Below are 20,670 nucleotides of genomic sequence, written 5' to 3'. Positions count from 1 at the left end.
GGAACCGTGTTGACCGCCTGCGCGGTGCGCAGCCAATGACTATTGTGCGTGGCGCAGCGCGGGAGGACAGTGGTGGGTGACCGGTGGCGCCGCCGGGGCGCTGCCCCGAACCAAGAGGGGGTGGACCGTGTTCGCACGTTCTACCACGGTGATGGCGCGCCTGGACAAGATCGACGCCGGCATCGCTCACGTCCGAGACGAGGTCATGACCGCATTGCCGGAACTGCCCGGCTGGGTCGGATTGTCTCTGATGGTCGACCGCGAGTCCGGCCGGTGCATCGTCACCACCGCCTGGGAATCCGAGGAGGCGATGCGCTCCAGTTTCGAGGAGACGGCGCAGATGCGGAACCGGGTTGCCAACGAGTTCGGCGGCACCGCGTGGACGGAGAACTGGGAGATCGCCGTCCTGCACCGCACGCACAGTTCCGACAGCCGGCGGGCATGTGTGCGGGCCACCTGGGTGTCGGTGCCGTTGGATCTGATCGACGCCGGGATCGACTATTTCCGCGGTGCGGTCCTGCCGCAGGTGGAGCATCTGCCCGGGTTCTGTAGTGCCAGCCTGATGATCGACCGGGCCACCGGGCGCGGGGTCTCCTCGGTGTCGTTCAGCAGCCACGACGCCATGGTGGACAACCGCGACCAGGCCACCGCGCTGAAGATGGCGTCGATGCGCGCGGCCGGGGCGTCCGAGGTCGACGAGGCCGAGTTCGAACTGGCCGTCGCCCACCTGAGGGTGCCCGAACTGGTCTGACCGGCCCGTCAGCGGGTGCGCCGCACGATGGCGCGCAACTTGTCCAGCCGGGTGGTGATCTCACGCTCGGCGCCGTGCGTGGTGGGCCTGTAGTAGTCGGTTCCCACCAGTTCATCCGGTGGATACTGTTGGGCCGCAACACCACCCGGCGCGTCATGGGCGTACTTGTAGCCGACCGCATTGCCCAGCTTCGACGCCCCGGAGTAGTGCCCGTCACGCAGGTGCGGCGGCACCAGGCCGGCCTTGCCCGCCCGGATATCGCCCATCGCCTGCCCGAGCGCGGTGGTGACGGCGTTCGATTTCGGTGCGGTGGCCAGGTGCACGGTGGCGTGTGCGAGCGTCAGCTGAGCCTCGGGCAGCCCGATCAGCGCCACGGTCTGCGCCGCGGCCACCGCGGTCGGTAGGGCGGTCGGATCGGCCATCCCGATGTCCTCGCTGGCCAGGATCATCAGCCGGCGTGCGATGAACCGCGGATCCTCCCCGGCCGTCAGCATCCGGGCCAGGTAGTGCAGGGCGGCATCCACATCGGAGCCGCGCACCGATTTGATGAAGGCGCTGATGACGTCGTAGTGCTGGTCCCCGTCGCGGTCGTAGCGCACCGCGGCCTGGTCCAGCGACTGCTCGACCACCGCGACGGTGATCTGTTCCCCCGCCTCGGAGGCGACCTCGAGGGCGGTCAGCGCCCGGCGCGCGTCGCCGGCCGACAGCTTCACCAGCAGTTCCACCGCTTCGTCGTCGATCCCGACCGTGCCGCCCAGGCCGCGCGGGTCGGCGACGGCCCGGCGGATCACGGTGCGGATGTCCGCCGCGCCCAGCGGCTGCAACTGCAGGATCAGCGACCGGCTCAACAACGGCGCGACGACGGAGAACGACGGATTCTCGGTGGTGGCAGCGACCAGCAGCACCACCCGGTTCTCGACGGCCGCCAGCAGCGCGTCCTGCTGGGTCTTGGAGAACCGGTGCACCTCGTCGATGAACAACACCGTCTGTTCGCCCCTGATGAGGGCGTGGCGTGCCTTGTCGATGACGGCGCGGACCTCTTTGACGCCGGCCGACAGCGCCGAGAGCGCCTCGAACCGGCGGCCGGTGGCACCGGAGATCAGGGACGCCAGCGTGGTCTTGCCGGTGCCGGGCGGCCCGTACAGGATGACCGACGCGGCACCGGAGCCCTCGACCAGGCGGCGCAGCGGTGAACCCGGTTTGAGCAGGTGCTGCTGGCCGACGACATCGTCGAGAGTGGCGGGACGCATCCGCACCGCGAGCGGGCTGGCGGCCGACGGCGCGTCGATGCCGGCCGAGGACGACTGCTCCCCACCCGGTACGTCGAACAGGCTGTCAGACACGCCTTCTGCTTACCACGCCGCACCGACCGCAGCTCAGGGCTGCACCGTGACGAAGTCGATGAGTTCCTCCACCCGGCCGATCAGTGCAGGTTCCAGGTCGTTCCAGTCCCGCACCCGGCCGCGGATGCGCTGCCAGGCCCCGGCGATATCGGCCTGCGTCGCGTGCGGCCAGCCCAGCGCCTCGCAGATCCCGTGCTTCCAGTCGGTGCCCCGGGGGATCACCGGCCACTGCTTCATGCCCAGTCGTTCGGGTTTGACGGCCTGCCAGATGTCGATGAACGGATGCCCCACCACCAGGCAGTGCTCACCATGGGGCCCACGACGCACCGCGTCGGCGATCCGCGATTCCTTGGAACCCGCCACCAGGTGGTCCACCAGGACCCCGAGCTTGCGGCGAGGCCCGGGCCGGAACTCCGCAACGATCCCGGCCAGATCGTCCACCCCACCCAGATACTCGACGACCACACCCTCGATCCGCAGGTCCGCGCCCCACACCTGCTCGACGAGCTCGGCATCGTGGCGGCCCTCGACGTAGATCCGGCTGGCCAGCGCCACCTTGGCTTTGGCCCCGGACACCGCGACCGAGCCGGATGCCGTGCGCACCGGGGCCTTGACCACCTTCGGCACCGTCAGGATGACGGGTTTGCCCTCGACCAGGAATCCCGGGCCCATCGGAAAGGACCGGACCCGGCCGTTGCGGTCCTCCAGCTCCACCCGGTTGTTCCCGACCCGCACCACCGCGCCGACGAACCCACTGGTCGGTTCCTCGACCACCAGGCCCTTGTCCGCGGGATGTTCCACCGAGCGAACCCGCTTCGGGGTGTGCGGGTTTCGGGCCAGGATGTCGGAACCGTAACGATCACTCACCCGCGCGATGCTAGGAACGGCGGGCGCCGCAGCGCCGTTGCGACATGCCCGCGTCACCGGACCGTGACCAGTGAGGCGAACCACACTTGACTTGAAGCGGTTCAAGTTCGGCAGAGTGCAGGCATGCCCATCGACCTGTCCGTCACCGTCCTCGCCGACCTGACCATCCAACAGGTGGCCCGGCGCACCGGGTTGAGTGAGTCGGCGCTGCGCTACTACGAGCGCATCGGGCTGCTCGACCCGGTCCCCCGCGACCCGAGCAGTGGCCACCGCCGGTACCCGCCGGAGCTGGTCACGGCGGTCGAATCACTGGCCTGCCTGCGCGGCACCGGGATGTCGGTGCGGGATATGCGGACCTACGTCGACAACATGCGCGGCGGCCCCGACTCGGCGGCCGACCAGCAGCGGCTGTTCGCCGCACACGCACAGCGCCTGGGCGACGAGATCAGCCGACTGCAGGTGCGCCGGCGCTATGTCGCGGCCAAGGCCGATATGTGGGCGGCCCGCCAACGCGGTGACGACGACGCCGAACAACGCCTGATCCCGGAGATCATCACGCTGGGCAACCGGCTACTTGAGGAAGAGGCGACACACCATGACTGAACCCACGGCCCTGACCCTGGTCACCGGCGGATCGGGATTCCTTGCCGGACACACCATTGCGCAACTGCTCGCGGCCGGACACCGGGTGCGCACCACGGCGCGATCGGCCGGCCGCGAAGCCGAGGTCCGCGACACCCTGACCAGGGCGGGCGCGGACACCACCGAGCTGAGCTTCGTCGCGGCCGACCTCACCGAGGACACCGGCTGGGCCGAGGCGGTGGCCGGTGCCAGCCATGTGCTGCATATGGCGTCGCCCTTTCCCCCGCAGCAGCCCGACGATCCCGACGACCTCATCGTGCCGGCCCGCGAAGGAACCCTGCGGGTGCTGCGCGCCGCGACAGCGGGCGGTGTCCGGCGGGTGGTGCTGACCTCATCCTTCGCCGCCGTCGGGTACAGCCCCCGACCTGCGGGGTGGGTCTACGACGAGTCCGACTGGACCGACCCGTCCGATGACAACGACCCGTACGTGCTGTCGAAGACCCTCGCCGAACGGGCCGCGTGGGACTTCGTCGCGGCCACGCCGGGGGCACCCGAGCTGACGGTGATCAATCCGGTGGGCGTGTTCGGGCCGGTTCTCGGGCCGAAGCTGTCCAGTTCGGTCGGCATCATCGCCATGCTGCTGAGCGGTCGACCGGCACCGCTGCCGCGGGCGTCCTTCGCCGTGGTCGACGTCCGCGACGTGGCCGATCTGCACCTGCGGGCCATGACCAGCCCGGTGGCGGCCGGACAGCGCTACCTGGCCAGTGCCGGTGCCGCGGTGACGCTGCCCGAGATCGCCGCGACGCTGCGCTCCCGGCTGGGTGGCCGCGCGGCGCAGGTGCCCGAATTCGTCGTCGACGATGACGAATTCCGTGCCGTCGCCGCCACCCGCCCGGAGCTGGCGATCTTCGCCGGTCTGCTCGGCGAGCCGAAACAGGTGTCGCACGCCAAGGCCACCGAAATGCTGGGCTGGCAGCCACGTTCGGCGGCCGATGCGGTCACCGCGACTGCCCAGAGTCTGCTCGAGCTCAGCGGGTCGACGCGCTGAGCTCGGCCGGCTTGGCCGAGGTCGACTCGTCGACCACGGTATGGATGAACCGCATCTTCTCCAGCACCGCCGGGGGCAGCACGAACGGATAGAGATCGTCCTTGCCCATCGACCGATTCTCCATGTTCAGCGCCCAGGCCAGCGGCAGCCACATCTCGATGATGGTGTCGAAGCCACTGGGGCCCAACATCTTACGATCGAAGGTGGCGCTGGCCGGAGCGAACCCGAAGGCCGCAGAGGTGTCCAGGGTGTCGCGGATGTGCAGATAGTGAGCGAAGGTCTCGGCCCAGTCCTCGGCCGGGTGCATGGTGGCATAGGAGGACACGTAGGTCTCCTCCCAGCCCTGCGGCGCTCCGTTGGTGTAATGCCGGTTCAGCGCTGCCTGATAGTCGGCATCGGGATCGCCGAACAGCGCCTCGAACCGCGCCCGGTAGTCGGGCGACGGTCCCACCAACCGGTAGAAGTAGTAGTGCCCGATCTCGTGGCGGAAGTGCCCGAGCAGGGTGCGGTACGGCTCGGACATCTCGATACGCAACTGCTCGCGGTGCACATCGTCGCCCTCGGCCAGATCCAGGGTGATGACGCCGTTGACGTGACCGGTGAGCACCTTCTCCTGCTCGCTGGAGAGCAGATCGAACGCCAGGCCGTACTGCGGGTCGGCATCGCGCCCGACCACCGGCAGGTGCAACTCGTACAGTTCGACGAACAGTCGGCGTTTGGCCCGTTCCGCGCCCGCGAACGCCGCCAACGCCTTGTCGTCGCCGTCACTGGGCCGGGTCCGGGTGAGCATGCACGAGGCACAGAGCTGCGGCGGCCCCGCCGTTCGGACCAACCAGTTACATTCGGCCACATGGAGATTGGCGCACAGCTGATACTCGGTGCTGGCCACCGCGCCGGCGTGCCCGCTGTGTTCGGCGGACGCGATCACCAGCAGCGCCTTGTCCTCGAGCGAAAATCCCAGCGCGGCACCGCAGGACAAACAGACCGAGTTTTCGAAAGCCAGGTGCTGACCACAGTTCGGGCACGTGAAATCCCGCATGAACCCTCCCCTAGTACGGCGCGACGTCGACCGCGACGTCTATCACGCTACTCTCCGAGTCGGTGTAGATGATGCCGCGCAACGGGGGAACATCGGCGTAATCGCGGCCGAAGCCGACGACGACGTAGCGTTCGTCGATCAATTGGTTGTTCGTGGGATCGAAGGCGACCCACCGATCCCCCGGTGTCCACACCGAGGCCCAGGCATGGGTGGCGTCGACCCCGACCATCCGCTCCTTGCCCGGCGGCGGGTCGGTGGCCAGATAGCCCGAGACGTAGCTCGCCGCCAACCCGTTGGCGCGCAGGCAGGCGATGGCCAACCGGGCGAAATCCTGGCACACGCCCTCGCGCTCGGCGAGCACCTCGGCGACACCGGTGGACACCGTGGTGGACCCGGGCAGGTAGGTGAAATCGTGGTAGATCCGCGAAGTGAGCTCCCGCACCACCTCGATGAGCGGCCGCTCCGGCGTGAAACTCGGTGCCGCATAAGCACGTATCTCGTCGGTGATCTCCGGCGGCACCAGATCCATGGCGAATTCGCAGGCCAACCCGACCGGGCGCGCCTGCTCCCACGGCAGCTGTAGGGCGGCATCGGTGTAATAGTCCGGCGGTGGCGCGTCGACCTCGACGACCGCGCGGCTGGTCACCGTCAACGTGCGATGGCGTTCGGTGACGTGGAAGTAGGAGCTGATATTGCCGTAGGCGTCCCGGCTGGTGGAGCTGTCGGCGGGATCCGGGTCGATGAGCAGTTCGTGGGCCAGGCAGCGCTGCCGTGACGAACTGCGCGGGATGAGGAAACCCCGGCCGTAGGAACTGGTCACCACGTCGGAGTACCGATAGGTGGTGCGGTGGGTGATCTCGTAGCCCCTGGAGCTCACGGTAATTCCCGCCTCTCGTCGGGTCCCCACAGCGGTTGCATACCGCCGGGCAGGGACAGATGCGACGCGGTGATCAGGTTGGACAGATCACGCAGGCTGGCGTGTATCCCGTCGAGCAGTTCGGCCAGTTCGGCGCGGGTGCCGTCAGCCGCGACCACCTCCAGGTCCAGGGGGTCGATACGACGCAACCGGGTGGCGATCTCCTCGACCAGCCGTTCCGGTCGCGAGGCACCCGAGGCGGACGGCAACCGTTTCAGGCCGGCGCGCAACCGCTCGAACTGATAGGCCAACGACCGCGGGTTCTCGTCGTCGAAGAGCACCAGTTCGGTCAGGGCGGCCAGGCTGACCTGGCCCAGCATCCGGCGCCGGTAGATCACCGACGATTCGCAGGCCACCAGCGTGGATTCGGTGACCGTCTGCTCGGCGTCCCGGCTGCGCACCTCGGTGAGGGTGGCCCGCAGCAACGCGGTGAGGCCCAGGCCGCGCTCGATGCGCTTACCGATGTCCATCATCGTCCAGCCGATGTCCTGCACCATCGACTCGGCTGCCATCCCGGAGAGCGCCAGCATGCCGGCCAGGGTCTTGCTGTGCGCGGCGGCCAGGTAGGCGTCACCCTCGGTCTGCGATTCGGGCGGGGTGGCCGCCCGGTGTCCCACGGCCCGCTCCACCGAGGCCAGCACCATCCAGGTGTCGTTGGACATCTGGTCGCGCACACCGCGGGCCGCCAGGCCCAGCCGTTCCACCGCCTGCGCCAGCGACCCGGAGCGCCGCCGGTCGGCGGTCACCGCCCACAGCGTGCTCGGCGCGATGGCGATCATCTCGTGATCGTCACTGCCCGCGCCGATATCGGTTCCGGTGATGGCACCGATCGCGGACAGCAACACCGGCACACACTGGCTGCCGTCCATGTCCTGGCGGTAGCGGTATTCGTGATACCGCTCGCGCGTGACCGTCAGCAGACGCGCCATGTTCTCCGCGCGCTCGGCGTAGCGACCCATCCAGAACAGATCCGACAGCACGCGCGGCGAACTCACCGCACGGGTCGGGCTCGGTGTCATCACCGGCAGCTCGATCGACGGCGCCGGCACCGCCCTGACCCGGTCCGGGGTGCGCACCCAGATGTCCTTGGCGGCCACGGTGTTCATCGTGTACGCCGAACTTCCCTGCGCCGGAAGGAATCCCAGTCCGCCGATCATCGGTGCGTAGCCGCCGCGCTGGGCCACGGTGAACAGCCGCATACCCACACTGGCCGCCGACAGCCCACCCTTGTAGTAATCGGTGGGCGCGGAGGAGAACTCGGGCAGTTCCTGTGCCACCCATCGCCACGGTGTGGCGGCGATCCGGTCAGCGAGCTCGTCGCGACGAGCCGGCGGCAGGGTCGGGCCGACGATGGTGCGACCGCCGTCGACCGGTTTGATCAGCAACGTGGCCAGGTTCGCCCGGATATGTGAGAGCTCGTTGGCATAGCCGGCCCAATACACCCCACCGCTGTGCAACTGGGGCACCTCGCCGACCAGCAGTTCGGCCAGCTCGGGCAGAAAGCGAAGCAGCGCAGGGCTTTCCAGGATACCGCTGCCCAGCGTGTTGACCACCGTCACGGCCCCGCGGCGCAGCACCTCGACGAGGCCGACCACCCCCAGGCGCGAGTCGGCACGCAGGTCGAGTGGGTCGACGTACTCGGCGTCGACCCGGCGCAACACCACGTCGACCCGTTTGAGGGTGCCCAGTGAACGCATCCACAACCGGCCGTCGCGCACCACCAGGTCGGCACTCTCGACCAGCGGGAAACCGAGCACGGTGGCCAGGTACGCCTGGTCGAAGGCGGTCTCGGAATGCGCACCCGGACTGAGCACCACCACGACCGGTTCTTCGGCGGTCTCGGGAGCCGCGTCGATCAGTGCCAGTCGCAACGCCTGCGCCCAGGGCGATGCGGGGCGCGGACCGACCCGCTCGTAGAGATCGGGAACGGCGTGCGCGATGACGCGCCGCCCGGCCATCGCGTATCCGGCGCCCGAGGGCGCCTGGGTCCAGTCGGCGTTCACCCGGAAGCTGCCGTCGGCGGCGCGGCTGACATCACAGCCGTGCAGGAACAACTGGTGGCGGCCCGGCACCTCGATACCGTGTGCCGCACGCACATAGCCGGGGTGGGCGAACAGCAACTGGGGCGGCAGCACGCCGCTGGTGATGGACCGGCGTTCGCCGTACAGATCGGTCAGTACGGCGTCCAGCAGCCGGGAGCGCTGCACCAGGCCAGCCTCCAGCACGTTCCAGTCCGCGGCCGACACCAACAGGGGCAGCGCGTCCAGGTGCCACGGCACCGAGACGCCGTCACTCGCCGGCGAGGACGGATCCACGTGCACGTAGGTGATGCCGTCGTCGTCGACCAGCCCGCGGACGATACCGCGCAGCTGATCCAGACCGTCGCGACCGCGCTCACCGACGCACTCGGCCAGTTCGCGCCAGGTGGACCGAACGCCGCCCGCGGGGTCGACGAACTCGTCGTATCCGCTGCCCGCCATGCCCCGGACATCGAACAACGCCTGCTGGGCGCGGGCAGCGCGGTACCCCACCAGCACATCGTCGGTCGAAGCCGAGGTGGTGCCGGACACACCGATATTCGGCTCCGGTGAGCCGTTTGCGCGAAGGACCATTACCGCAGAACGGTACGCACCCGGCGCAAGTCAAGAATCCCCGGCGCACCCATATCGGTGGACTGGCGCGCCTGCTTCTCCCGGAGATCGGACAGATCCAGCCGGCCCGGAGTGAATCCGGCCACCTCGAACCGGCGTCCGCGGCGCGATTCGGCCTCGACGGCGTTCACCGGCGGGCTGTCGTAGGCGCGGCCGCCGGGATGGGCCACGTGGTAGGTGCAGCCACCCTTCGACGAACCGGTGAGGGTGTCGATGAGCTCGAAACGCAGCGGCCCGTCGACGGTGATGGTCGGGTGCAGCGCGCTGGGCGGCTGCCAGGCGCGGAAGCGCACACCCCCGACCTGGACGTCGGCCTTGTCGGTGGCCAGCAACGGGATCGGCTGGTCGTTCACCGTGACGATGTACCGGTGCCGGTCCGCGCCGATCAGGCGCACCTGCACGCGCTCCACCGACGAGTCGACATAGCGTGCGGTGCCCCCGGCGGTGGACTCCTCGCCCAGCACGTTCCACGGCTCGATGGCGCCCCGCAGTTCGATCTCGACGCCGTCGAACACCGCGGTGCCGATCCGCGGGAAGCGGAACTCGGTGAACGGGTCCAACCAGCTGGTGTCGAAGTCGACCCCGTGCGCACGCAGATCACCGGCGACATCGGCGATGTCTTGAATCAGGAAGTGCGGCAACAGGTATCGGCCGTGCAGATTCTCCCCGTGCCGGATCAGCGGGGCGCGCAGCGGCTCATCCCAGAACCACGCCACCAACGAGCGCACCAGCAGCGACTGCACCATGGCCATCTGGTGGTGCGGTGGCATCTCGAACCCGCGCAGCTCCAGCAGGCCGAGCCGGCCACGCGGGCTGTCGGGGCTGTAGAGCTTGTCGATGCAGAACTCGGCCCGGTGCGTGTTGCCGGTGATATCGGTGAGCAGATGCCGCAGCGCGCGGTCGGTCACCCACGGTTTGGCGGCACCGATCTCGGCCAGCCGGGCGATCTCGGCGAACGCGATCTCCAATTCGTACAGGGATTCCGAGCGGCCCTCGTCGACCCGCGGCGCCTGCGAGGTGGTGCCGATGAAGCGCCCCGCGAACAGGTAGGACAACGAGGGGTGGCGCTGCCAGTAGGTCAACAGCGACACCAGCAGATCGGGACGGCGCAGCAGCGGCGAGTCCGCCGGGGTGATGCCGCCCAGGGTGATGTGGTTGCCACCGCCGGTGCCGCCGTGGGTGCCGTCCACGTCGAACGACTCGGTGGACAGGCGCGCCAGCCGGGCTTCCTCGTACAACGTCTCCAGCTGCGCTCGCTGGTCGGCGAAGCTGGCCGTGGGCGCCACGTTGACCTCGATGACACCCGGGTCCGGGGTGATCGTCATGGACGTCAGCCGGCCGTCGTGGGGTGGCCCGTACCCCTCGATGACCACGGGGCACGCGATCGCCGCCGCCGCGGCCTCCACCCGTGACACCAGGTCGAGGAAGTCCTCCAGGGTGTCGGTGGGCGGCAGGAAGACGTAGAGGAAACCGTCCCGGATCTCGGCCACCAGTGCGGTGGGAGGTGCATCCTCGGTCGGCTCGACGGATGCCTCGGCCTGCTGGGCCGGGCCCCGTAGCAGGGTGCCGTCCTGAGTCAGCGGGTCGGCCTCGAAGGTCCGTCGCGGCGCATGCCAGCTGATGGCGTTCAGCGGCAGGCGCAGACCGGCGGGTGAATCACCCTCGAGCAGGACGATGCGGCCGCGCCGCAGCTGCCAGTCCGCACTGGCCCAGCCCGAGTCGTCGTCGCGGCGGTGCAGCGGCAACACGTGCGCGGCGGGTTCGACGACGGATTCGTCGAGGCGGGCCAGCAACGCGGCGCGGGACGCCGCATCGTCGGCACTGAGGTCGTCGGCCGCGTCGACCGGGTCACCGGCGGGCAGCCGCACCGCGCCGGCCAACCGGCTCAGCGCGTCCTCGAAGGCCGGCCGGACCTGGCTGGCGGGCAGCGTCAGCCCGTCGGCGACCGCGCCCAGCAGTGCGGCGTCGGCCCCGTCGGGGGCCGGCTCGGGATTGGTCTGGCCCCAGGGGTCGGCGAGCAGCGACGGGTCGCTCCACAGCGGCGCACCGTCGACCCGCCAGAACAACCCGATCTGCCAGCGCGGCAACGGTTCTCCCGGATACCACTTGCCCTGGCTGCGTTGCACCAGACCCTGCGGTGCCCACACCTTCTTCAGCCGGGCAGCCAGCGCCGAGGCCCGCTGGCGTTTGTGCGGGCCGTCGGCCTCGGTGGTCCATTCCGGATCGGTCTGGTTGTCGATGGAGACGAAGGTCGGTTCGCCGCCCACGGTCAGGCGGACATCGCCCGCCGACAGCCGGGCGTCCACCTTCTCGCCCAGATCGATGATCGAGGCCCAGGCGGCCGGGGTGTAGGGCAGCGTGACGCGCGGATCCTCGTGCACCCGGGTGACGACGTTGGAGAATTCCAGCGTGGTCTCGCACTTTCCGGTCGAGCCGGTGATCGGCGCGGCGGACTCCGGGTGCGGGGTGGCCGACAGCGGGATGTGACCTTCGCCGGCGAACAGACCCGAGGTGGGATCCAGGCCGATCCACCCGGCGCCGGGCACGTACACCTCGGTCCAGGCATGCAGATCGGTGAAGTCTGCGGCCGGGCCGGACGGACCGTCGAGCGCCTCGACATCGGAGGTCAGCTGGACCAGGTAGCCGGAGACGAACCGCGCGGCGTAGCCCAACTGGCGCAGGATCGACACCAGCAGCCACGCCGAATCGCGGCAGGAACCGATCGCGGTGCGCAGCGTGTGGTCCGGGGTCTGCACACCCGGCTCCATCCGGACGCTGTAGCCGACGTCGGCGTTCACGGCGCGGTTGAGCGCCACCAGAAAATCGATGGTGCGCGTGCCGTCGGGGACGTGGAAGTTCTTCACCCAGGCTTCGACCAGCTCACCGGGGCCGGTGCCGGCGCCGGCCTCGTCGACCGGGCGCAAATAGGGCTTGAGATCCTCGGCCAGCGCCCGCGGGTAGGTGAACGGGACCGTTTCGGCCCATTCCTCGATGAAGAAGTCGAAGGGGTTGATCACCTTCAGGTCGGCGATCAGGCCGACGGTGATGGTGAGGCTGCTGGCCCGGTTCGGGAACACCAGCCTGGCCAGGAAGTTGCCGAACGCGTCCTGCTGCCAGTTGATGAAGTGGTCGGCCGGCTCGACCTGTAACGAGTAGGCCTCGATCGGGGTGCGGGAGTGCGGGGCGGGGCGCAGCCGCACCACATGCGGATACAACTCCACGAGTCTGTCGAACGTGTAGCTGGTGCGGTGCTCCAGCGCCACCTTGATTCCCATGACGGGAATCCCACCACACCACAGAGGCCCGCGCAGCACGGTTACGCGTCGTGCAGCCTCCGGTGTGCTGCCAGCACCACGACGCCGGCCGCCACGATGCCGATCAGATTGACCATCAGCTGCAAGACCGAGTACGCCGCGATGTCCCAATCGCCGACGGTGGCAGCAACCACCGCGAAGCCCGCGGCGGGCACCGTGGTGACCGAGATGAAAACCCCTACCAGGGCAGCCGATTTGGCTGACACCAGCGACAGCATTCCGGCAGCTCCCGCCAGCAGCGCCACCACGAAGGAGAACGGGCCCACCTGGAAGATGAAGTCGACCTGCTCGAGGTTCCGGGTGCTGGTCAGTGCCACCCAGCCGAGCGCCTCGAAACCGAGGGTGGCGACACCCGTCAGGACCATCGCCAGCGGAAAGCCGATCAACAGCGCCGCGGCCGCCCGCCGCGCCAGGGCTGCGCGGCGCCGCACCAGCGCCACCGCCAACGCGGCCAGCGGACCGAATTCCGGACCCACCACCATGGCGCCGACGACCGTGACGGCCGAATCTGTCAGCACACCCACCGCGGCCAGCAAGCGGGCGATGCACAGAAAAGCGAGGAAGGTCACCGACAGACTGGACTCTTCGCGGGTGCGCGCCAGCAACTCGTCCCACAACACCGCGTCGGCCCCGTCGCCCTCGGCCTCGTCGTCGGCCCTGAACCCGGCCTTGGACAGCACCGTGCCGAGGGCCTCCAGGGTGATGGCGCCGTCGTCGGTCAAGCCGAGCGCCTTGAGCCGGCCGACCATCCTGTCGGCCGACTCCCGCGCCACGTCGACGGCGACGAGGTCGCCGGCCGGTTCGACGGCGGCACCGCGGTGCACGACGACATGCGCGACGCCCGGCGTGTGCCGGCAGAGTTCAAGCACCGACTCGGTCAGTTCCGCCGGCGCGATCACCCGTATCTGCAGCACGCCTGAAGGCTATCCGGCGCCCACCGGCGCTACTCCACGTCGGCGCTCAGACCCAAGTCCGTCAGCGCCTGCCGCACCGATTCCACGAGTGCCGCTTTGGTATTCGCGGCGCCGGGCTCCCACGCCACCACGGACAGGCACACCTTGCCCGCCACGTTGCCCGAGGCGAGCATCATGCGGCCACCCATCCGGTCCAGATCGGCCTCGGTCAGACCGGGCTCGGCCAACCGCGAGGTGAAGAAGTCCGCCTCCGAGCCGTCCGGACGGTTGACCTCCTTGGGCAGGTCGGCCATGTTCGACACCCCGATGGGCTTACCGACCTTGAGCGCCACCATCTCCAGGCGGCGCAGCAGGAATTTCGGGGTGTAGGGCACCAGCGGCAGGGGCGCCAGCAACAACTCCCGCTTCCCGGCCAACTCGGTGAGTTCGGTCTTGATCCCGCGCCGCACCTCCCCGAGATCGGAGGTGACCGCGGCGGCGCCGGTGTGGACGGTGATCGAGTTGAGGGCGTTTCCCCGGGTGTCCCCCTCGACCCGCTCGCTGACCGGCAACGACAACATCGCCTGCCCGTCGGCGCCGACGCGCCCCATCAGCACCCCGACCCGGATACCCAGACCGGTCAGCAGCACGTTGCTGGTTCCGCCAAGCGCTTTGGCCCGCTCGTCCCAGGTGGTCTGGTCGACCGCCGCCGCCACCATGGGCAGCCCGACCGGGCGGTCCGACCGCCGGGTCCGGACCGTCGGCGCCGAACGCGCCGAGGCCGACAGCTCACCCGACTGCTCGCGGGCCAGCCGTGCGGCCCCGGCCAGGGCGCCGGGAACCTCCCGGAGCGCGCGACACGCGGTGCGCAGGTCGGCCCCGAACGCCTGCCGCCGCGTCCGCGCGCCGGGCGCCGGATAGTTCAGGTTCCGGCTGGTGCCCGAGACCGCGCCGACGATCGAGGCGATCAGCGCACCGGCGTCGGCCACGGTGTGCGACACCACCAGCGTGACGACCGCGCCGCCCCCGATCAGCGGTTGCACCCCGAGATGCCAGGGCGGCCCGTGTTCGGGGTCGACGGGCACGTTCACCCGTTCCTCGACGTAGTCCCAGACCTCGTCGCGGCTGCGCTCGACGGTTGCGATGTCGAGGCTCTCCGGGTTGTCCGACCGGACCCAATGATGCCTGCCGAACGGGACCACCGACCGCTCCAGCCGGCGGCCCAGCAAACCGTCGTGCAGGTTGGCGTGGAAGGTCCGCAGGCCTGCCAGGTCGACACCGCGGTCGTAGATCCAGACGTATTGGATGACCGGCGCGCGCCCCAGCGCCCGCAGGGCGAGATACGAGCCCTGGTCCATATAGGCCAGCGTGTTGTCAGGCGGCAGCGTCATAGCGGTGCGGGGGCCCTTTCTCGCCGTGGCTGATCGATCGGCACGCGGCTGGGCCCCCCTGGCTCACGTGATCTCGAATTCCGCGAGGAGCATATGACATCCCGGTGGATGGCGTGAGCGTTTGCTATGTGCGGCTTGTGCCCCTTCTGGCCAGCCGCATACCGAGTTCGCCCGGCGGCACCGGGTGGCCCTGCGTGCACCGGACCTCCACTCCCGCGTCGGACCCGCAGTCCAGGTGGGTGAGCCGCAGGCCGCTGTCCTTGAGGTGTTTTCGACCCCACTCGAACATCGCCCACACCACGGGCATCAGGTCGGTGCCCGCCTCGGTGAGCACGTATTCGTCCCGGCTGCGCTGCCCCGGTTCCCGGTAGGGCTGCTTGGTCAGCAGCCCGGCGTCGACCAGTTCGGACAGCCGCGCCGACGCGGCGGCCTTGGTGATCCCGACCCGGCGGGCGAAATCGTCGAACCGGGTCGTGCCGTAGAAGGCCTCGCGCATGATCAACATCGCCGACTTGGTGCCGATCAGCCCCATCGCCTTCTCGATGGGGCAATGCCCCACCGCCGACCAGGCATCGCGGTCTGCGAGCACTCCCTGCAGAACTGTCATGCACATCACCCTACCGCTGGGTTGATGTAGATATACCCAGGTGTTACATCTGAGTATAGAAAGCAATACTCAGTGGCGAGGAGAGCGCACATGTCCGGATATTCAGGTCGCGACGCGGTCATCGTCGGTGCGGTACGCACCCCGGTCGGCAAGGGCAAGGCCAACGGCGCGCTGCACGGCGTGCTGCCCGCCGATCTGCTCGCCCACAGCCTGCGCGAGCTGATCGTCCGCACCGGCGTCGACCCGGTCGAGGTCGACGACGTCATCGCGGGCGCCGTCACCCAGGTGGGTGACCAGTCCGTGAACATCGCCCGCAACGCACTGCTCGGCGCGGGCTTCCCCGAGACCGTGCCCGGCACCACTGTGGATCGTCAGTGCGGCAGCAGCCAGCAGGCCATCAGCTTCGCCGCCCAAGGTGTGCTGGCCGGCGCCTACGACATCGTCATCGCCGCGGGTGTGGAGTCCATGTCGCGGGTGCCGATGGGCTCGTCGGTGCTGCCCGGTAGTGACCCGTTCGGTCTCGACATGGCCGCCAGGTATCCCGAAGGCCTTGTCCCACAGGGCATCAGCGCGGAGCTGATCGCCGCGAAGTGGAAACTGTCCCGCACGCAGCTGGACGAGTTCTCGGCGAGCAGCCACGAGAAGGCCGCAGCCGCCACCAAGGCCGGCCTGTTCGACAACGAGCTGGCTCCCTTCGCCGGACTGAGCACCGACGAGATCGTGCGGCCCGGCACCACCGTGGAGACCCTCGCCGGCTTGCGGCCCGCCTTCTACAACGAGGCTTACGCAGCCCGCTTCCCCCAGATCACGTGGGAGATCACCCCGGGCAACTCGTCCCCGCTGTCCGACGGCAGCGCCGCGGTGATGATCACCAGTGGCGAGACCGCGAAACGGCTGGGACTGCGACCGCTGGCACGCATCCACACCACCACGGTGGTCGGATCAGATCCGCTCTACATGCTGACCGGTGTCATCCCGGCCACCGAGAAGGTGCTGCGCAAGGCGGGGCTCGCATTGTCGGACATCGACCTCTTCGAGGTGAACGAGGCCTTCGCGCCGGTGGTGCTCAGCTGGGCCGCCGAGGTGGGAGCCGACCTGAACAAGGTCAACGTCCACGGTGGCGCCATCGCCATCGGGCACCCGCTGGGTGCCAGTGGCGCACGGATCATGACAACCCTGGTCAACGCCCTGGAGCAACGTGGCGCACGCTACGGCCTGCAGACCATGTGTGAGGGCGGCGGGATGGCCAACGCCACCATCATCGAACGGCTCTAGTGTTCGAGTGTCCTAATGTTCGATGACAGCCGACAGCCCGAATTCCGCGAAGGCCGCGACCACCGCGTCCGACAGTGCCGCAACGGAATTCGGGCCGTCGACGGTCCACGACCGGATGTTCAAACTCATCCTGCCGTGCAGGAACGCCACCGCCAGCCAGAGCAGGCCACCGCGGCTGGCGAAATCCGCTGCGGTGACACCGGGTTCGACCAGCCTGGCGTCGAAAATGGTCCGCGTGGCTGCCGTCGGGACGGTTCACCGCATCCGGTAACTCGCCTAGGTTCGAACAGCCGATCGGCCCACCCACCTTAAGCACCATCTTCTCCAACCGGCGCACCAGGAATTGCGGGACGAACGGCGTCAACGGCAACGGCGCCATCAGTGTGTCCCGGTTCTCGGCCATCGTCACCAGCGCCTGCTTCATCTCGCGGCGCAGCGTGCTCAGATCGTCCAGGACGGTGGCCGGATCGGCCAGCACGGTGATCGTGTTCAGGGCGTTACCGGTGGTGTCCCCTTCGGAGCGCTCACTGACCGGGAACGACAACCATCGCCTGCCCGGCCGCGTCCACCCGCCCGATGATCCGCCCGAGCCGCGCCGCGACCGCAGCGAACAGCACATTGCGGGTACCACCGAGCGCCGAGGCCACCGCGTCGAATTCGGCGAGGTCGACATTGACCGCCAGCGTCGGCACGGTGACCGAGTCCGCGACGTGGGGGCGCACCGGCTGAGCCGCCTTCGCCGAATCGGCCAGCTCGTCCTTCTGTTCGCGGGCTATCCGCGCCGCGCCGATCACCGCCGACGGGACTCGGCGCAGCGTGCTCAGCGTCGTGCCGAAATCCTGACGCAGCGCGGTGGGCAACGAGCGCGACCGCGGCGGCGGATAACCGAGATCGCGCGCGGTGCCGTCGAGTGCCTCCGCAATCGACATGATGATCCCGCCGGCATCGGACACGGTGTGTGACACCGCAAGCGACACCGCATCGCCACCACCGGTCAGTGGTTGCACCGCGAGATGCCATGCGGGTCCCGTCTCCGGGTCCACCGGTTTTTCGGCCCGCGCGCTCACCCATTCCCAGATGGACTCACGGGTGCGTTCGACGGCCATCACCTCGATATCGCCGGGAGGCGGCGCCGCCACCCAGCGGTGCCTGCCGAACGGCAGCGGGGACCGCTCCAACCGGCGACCGAGGATCGTCTGCCCGAGATTGCGGCAGAGCCGGCGCAACCCGTCGAGATCGACACCGCGCTCGTAGATCCAGGTGAACTGAATGACCGGGCCGCGACCCAGTGCGCGCAGGCCCACGTAGGACGCCTGGTCGATATAGGCCACCGTGTTGTCGGCGCGCCGTGGCGCACGATCAGAGAAAACGCGTTCTGACAGAGTCTCCAAAATCCCCCCATGGGAAGTGGTGAGTCGAGCCCGGTAGTCAGCGACCCAGCAGGACATTCCGGGAGTCGGCCGCCAACTACTTCGTCGGCGTCGTATGCAGCACTGTTACTGCCACCCTAAGGGAAAACTGGGAATGCGCGAACGGAAACGGCAAACGTGACGATTGCCGGTTTCGAGCCCCGAACTTTGATTTCGGGGTGATGCGGTGACCGTCGCAATCACGTTCGCGACCATCGCCCCTGCTCGGGCGTGGAGTCAGACCCGCTGCAGCTCGAACAGCGGGATGACCCGGCTGGTGTTGGCCTGATACTCGGCGAACGCGGGCGCCGCAGCGGCGATCTTCGGATACATCTCGTCACGCTCGGGTAGCGGCAGCTCGCGCACCGCCACGTCATACGCGTCGGTGCCGACCTCGATCCTGGCGTGCGGATCGGCCCGCAGGTTGTGCACCCACGCGGGATCCTTCGGCGCTCCCGCATACGAACCCACGATGTACATCCGGCCGTCGATGGTCAGGTAGGCCAGCGGCGTCACCCGGGGATGGCCGGTCCTGGCGCCGATGCTGTGCAGCAGCAACAGGTTGCCACCCTCGAACGCGGCCACCTTGCCGGCGTTCGCGCGGAATTCTTCGATGATGTTGCGGTTGAACTCGCCGAGGGCCGCGGGGTCGGCGACGAGCTTTTCCTTGTCGATGTCACTCATGTGTGGAGTCAGCCGTCTTGGGCTTGGCATCTATTCCCGACTCCTTGCGCTGGGCCGCGGTGATCGGGGCCGGCGCATCGGTCAACGGGTCCACGCCGCCGCCGGACTTCGGGAACGCAATGACCTCGCGGATGGAGTCCACCCCGGCCAGCAGCGCGGTGATGCGGTCCCAGCCGAACGCGATGCCGCCGTGCGGCGGCGCGCCGAAAGTGAAGGCGTCCAACAGGAATCCGAACTTGTCCTGGGCCTCGGCGTGATCGATGCCCATCATCGCGAACACTCGCTCCTGGACGTCGCGGCGGTGGATACGGATCGAGCCGCCACCGATCTCGTTGCCGTTGCACACGATGTCGTAGGCGTCGGCCAGCGCGGTACCGGGATCGGTGTCGAAGGTGTCCACCGACTGGGCCTGCGGTGCGGTGAAGGCGTGGTGCACCGCCGTCCAGGCACCGGAACCGACCGCCACGTCACCGGAGGCGGTGGCATCGTCGGCGGGCTCGAACAGCGGCCAGTCCACCACCCAGGTGAACGCCCACGCCGTCGGGTCGATCAGGTCCAGCCGCTTGGCGATCTCGATCCGGGTGGCACCGAGCAGGGCGCGTCCCGCCTTGGGGGTGCCGGCGGCGAAGAAGACGCAGTCCCCCGGCTTCGCCCCGACGTGCGCGGCCAGTCCCGTACGCTCGGCATCGGTCAGGTTCTTGGCCACCGGGCCGCTCAGCGTGCCGTCCTCGCCGATCAGCACATAGGCCAGGCCCTTGTGGCCACGCTGCTTGGCGAACTCCTGCCAGCCGTCCAGCGTGCGCCGCGGCTGCGACGCCCCGCCCGGCATGACCACCGCACCCACGTAGGGCGCCTGGAACACCCGGAACGGCGTCTCCTTGAAATAGTCGGTGCACTCGACGAGTTCGACGGCGAACCGCAGGTCGGGCTTGTCGGAGCCGAAGCGGCGCATCGCCTCGTCGTAGCCGATCCGCGGCAGCGGCAACGGCAGGTCGTAGCCGATCAGCGCCCAGATCGCCTTGAGCACCTGCTCGGAGACCGCGATCACATCGTCGGCCTCGACGAAGCTGAGCTCCATGTCCAGCTGGGTGAACTCCGGCTGACGGTCGGCGCGGAAATCCTCATCGCGGTAACACCGGGCGATCTGGTAGTAACGCTCCATCCCGGCGACCATGAGCAACTGCTTGAACAGCTGCGGGCTCTGCGGCAGCGCGTAGAACGAGCCGGGCTGCAGCCGGGCCGGCACCAGGAAATCGCGCGCCCCCTCCGGCGTCGACCGGGTCAGCGTCGGGGTCTCGATCTCGACGAAATCGTGCTCGGCCAGCACATTGCGGGCTGCGGCATTGACCTTGGAGCGCAACCGGATTGCGTTGCCGGGGCCCTCCCGGCGCAGGTCCAGGTACCGGTACTTCAGCCGGGCTTCCTCACCGGCCGTCTCGTCCAGCTGGAACGGCAGCGGTGCACTTTCGCCGAGCACGGTCAGCGAGGTGGTGTTGACCTCGATCTCACCGGTGGGGATCTCGGTGTTGGCATTACCTTCGGGCCGCACCTCGACGGTGCCGGTCACCGCGACGCAGTATTCGGCGCGCAGCCGGTGCGCCTGCTCCAGCACCGCCGCATCGCGGAAGACCACCTGGGACACCCCGGACGCGTCACGCAGGTCGATGAAGATGACGCCGCCGTGGTCGCGTCGGCGCGCCACCCAGCCCGCCAGCGTCACCGTCTGACCGGCATCGGTGGACCGCAACGAACCGGCGGCATGGCTGCGCAGCACTAAAACTCCTCATGAAGACGGGTGGGACGACTGAGCCAGTCTAGAGAGTGCGATCGGCTCGTCCCGACACCGCTACACGATGAGCATTCCCCGGACCACCCCGGATAGGGTCGACGGGTGCCGAAA

The 20,670-nt window shown here is 68.9% G+C and carries 17 protein-coding genes; 4 read left to right on the top strand and 13 right to left on the bottom strand.

What is annotated here, in order from left to right:
- Positions 1-127: 127 nt before the first annotated feature.
- A complete protein-coding gene (locus FHU31_RS14045; protein ID WP_167159167.1) occupies positions 128-751 on the top strand; it encodes an antibiotic biosynthesis monooxygenase in 624 nt (207 codons plus the stop codon).
- An 8-nt stretch (positions 752-759) separates the two neighbouring features.
- Here FHU31_RS14045 and FHU31_RS14040 read toward each other — a convergent pair whose 3' ends face one another.
- Positions 760-2,094, bottom strand: a complete 1,335-nt coding sequence (locus FHU31_RS14040) for a replication-associated recombination protein A (protein ID WP_167159165.1) — start codon at positions 2,092-2,094, stop codon at positions 760-762.
- A 33-nt stretch (positions 2,095-2,127) separates the two neighbouring features.
- Positions 2,128-2,961, bottom strand: a complete 834-nt coding sequence (locus tag FHU31_RS14035; RefSeq protein ID WP_167159163.1) for a DUF3097 domain-containing protein — start codon at positions 2,959-2,961, stop codon at positions 2,128-2,130.
- Between the two features lie 123 nt (positions 2,962-3,084).
- On the opposite strand from FHU31_RS14035, the gene FHU31_RS14030 reads away from it, so the two are divergent.
- A complete protein-coding gene (locus FHU31_RS14030) occupies positions 3,085-3,564 on the top strand; it encodes a MerR family transcriptional regulator (protein WP_167159161.1) in 480 nt (159 codons plus the stop codon).
- Positions 3,557-4,591: an SDR family oxidoreductase gene (locus FHU31_RS14025; RefSeq protein WP_167159159.1), complete on the top strand. Its 1,035-nt coding sequence runs from the start codon at positions 3,557-3,559 to the stop codon at positions 4,589-4,591. Before FHU31_RS14030 ends, FHU31_RS14025 begins: the two co-directional genes overlap by 8 nt.
- On the opposite strand, the gene FHU31_RS14020 is transcribed toward FHU31_RS14025, so the two are convergent.
- From FHU31_RS14020 to FHU31_RS13990, 7 genes are all read right to left on the bottom strand, one after another.
- Entirely contained in the window at positions 4,572-5,630 is a 1,059-nt protein-coding gene (locus tag FHU31_RS14020) for a zinc-binding metallopeptidase family protein (protein WP_167159157.1), read from the bottom strand. The two genes, FHU31_RS14025 and FHU31_RS14020, sit on opposite strands and share 20 nt — an antisense overlap.
- Positions 5,631-5,640: 10 nt before the next feature.
- A complete protein-coding gene (locus FHU31_RS14015) occupies positions 5,641-6,507 on the bottom strand; it encodes a transglutaminase family protein (protein WP_263988086.1) in 867 nt (288 codons plus the stop codon).
- Positions 6,504-9,158, bottom strand: a complete 2,655-nt coding sequence (locus FHU31_RS14010) for a circularly permuted type 2 ATP-grasp protein (RefSeq protein ID WP_167159153.1) — start codon at positions 9,156-9,158, stop codon at positions 6,504-6,506. Before FHU31_RS14010 ends, FHU31_RS14015 begins: the two co-directional genes overlap by 4 nt.
- Positions 9,158-12,472, bottom strand: a complete 3,315-nt coding sequence (locus tag FHU31_RS14005; RefSeq protein ID WP_167159151.1) for a transglutaminase family protein — start codon at positions 12,470-12,472, stop codon at positions 9,158-9,160. The genes FHU31_RS14010 and FHU31_RS14005 overlap by 1 nt, the downstream gene beginning before the upstream one ends.
- 41 nt (positions 12,473-12,513) lie before the next feature.
- Positions 12,514-13,425: a DUF389 domain-containing protein gene (locus FHU31_RS14000; RefSeq protein ID WP_167159149.1), complete on the bottom strand. Its 912-nt coding sequence runs from the start codon at positions 13,423-13,425 to the stop codon at positions 12,514-12,516.
- Between the two features lie 29 nt (positions 13,426-13,454).
- Positions 13,455-14,795, bottom strand: a complete 1,341-nt coding sequence (locus tag FHU31_RS13995; RefSeq protein ID WP_167159147.1) for a hypothetical protein — start codon at positions 14,793-14,795, stop codon at positions 13,455-13,457.
- Between the two features lie 124 nt (positions 14,796-14,919).
- Complete coding sequence (locus FHU31_RS13990) at positions 14,920-15,402, bottom strand: winged helix-turn-helix transcriptional regulator (protein ID WP_167159145.1); 483 nt, start codon at positions 15,400-15,402, stop codon at positions 14,920-14,922.
- A gap of 90 nt (positions 15,403-15,492) precedes the next feature.
- On the opposite strand from FHU31_RS13990, the gene FHU31_RS13985 reads away from it, so the two are divergent.
- Complete coding sequence (locus FHU31_RS13985; protein ID WP_167159144.1) at positions 15,493-16,677, top strand: thiolase family protein; 1,185 nt, start codon at positions 15,493-15,495, stop codon at positions 16,675-16,677.
- Here FHU31_RS13985 and FHU31_RS13980 read toward each other — a convergent pair.
- The 4 genes from FHU31_RS13980 to aspS all read right to left on the bottom strand — a co-directional run bounded on the left by FHU31_RS13980 (position 16,661) and on the right by aspS (position 20,544).
- On the bottom strand, positions 16,661-17,221 hold the full coding sequence (locus FHU31_RS13980; RefSeq protein WP_167159142.1) for a hypothetical protein: 561 nt from the start codon (positions 17,219-17,221) through the stop codon (positions 16,661-16,663). The two genes, FHU31_RS13985 and FHU31_RS13980, sit on opposite strands and share 17 nt — an antisense overlap.
- Entirely contained in the window at positions 17,202-18,068 is an 867-nt protein-coding gene (locus FHU31_RS13975; protein WP_167159140.1) for a hypothetical protein, read from the bottom strand. The genes FHU31_RS13980 and FHU31_RS13975 overlap by 20 nt, the downstream gene beginning before the upstream one ends.
- Positions 18,069-18,323: 255 nt before the next feature.
- Positions 18,324-18,770, bottom strand: a complete 447-nt coding sequence (locus FHU31_RS13970; protein ID WP_167159138.1) for a nitroreductase/quinone reductase family protein — start codon at positions 18,768-18,770, stop codon at positions 18,324-18,326.
- Positions 18,763-20,544: an aspartate--tRNA ligase gene (gene aspS, locus FHU31_RS13965; protein WP_167159136.1), complete on the bottom strand. Its 1,782-nt coding sequence runs from the start codon at positions 20,542-20,544 to the stop codon at positions 18,763-18,765. The genes FHU31_RS13970 and aspS overlap by 8 nt, the downstream gene beginning before the upstream one ends.
- Positions 20,545-20,670 lie beyond the last annotated feature (126 nt).

The sequence above is a fragment of the Mycolicibacterium fluoranthenivorans genome (genome assembly GCF_011758805.1).
Lineage (GTDB): Bacteria > Actinomycetota > Actinomycetes > Mycobacteriales > Mycobacteriaceae > Mycobacterium > Mycobacterium fluoranthenivorans.
This window is presented reverse-complemented; position numbering and strand designations above follow the sequence as displayed.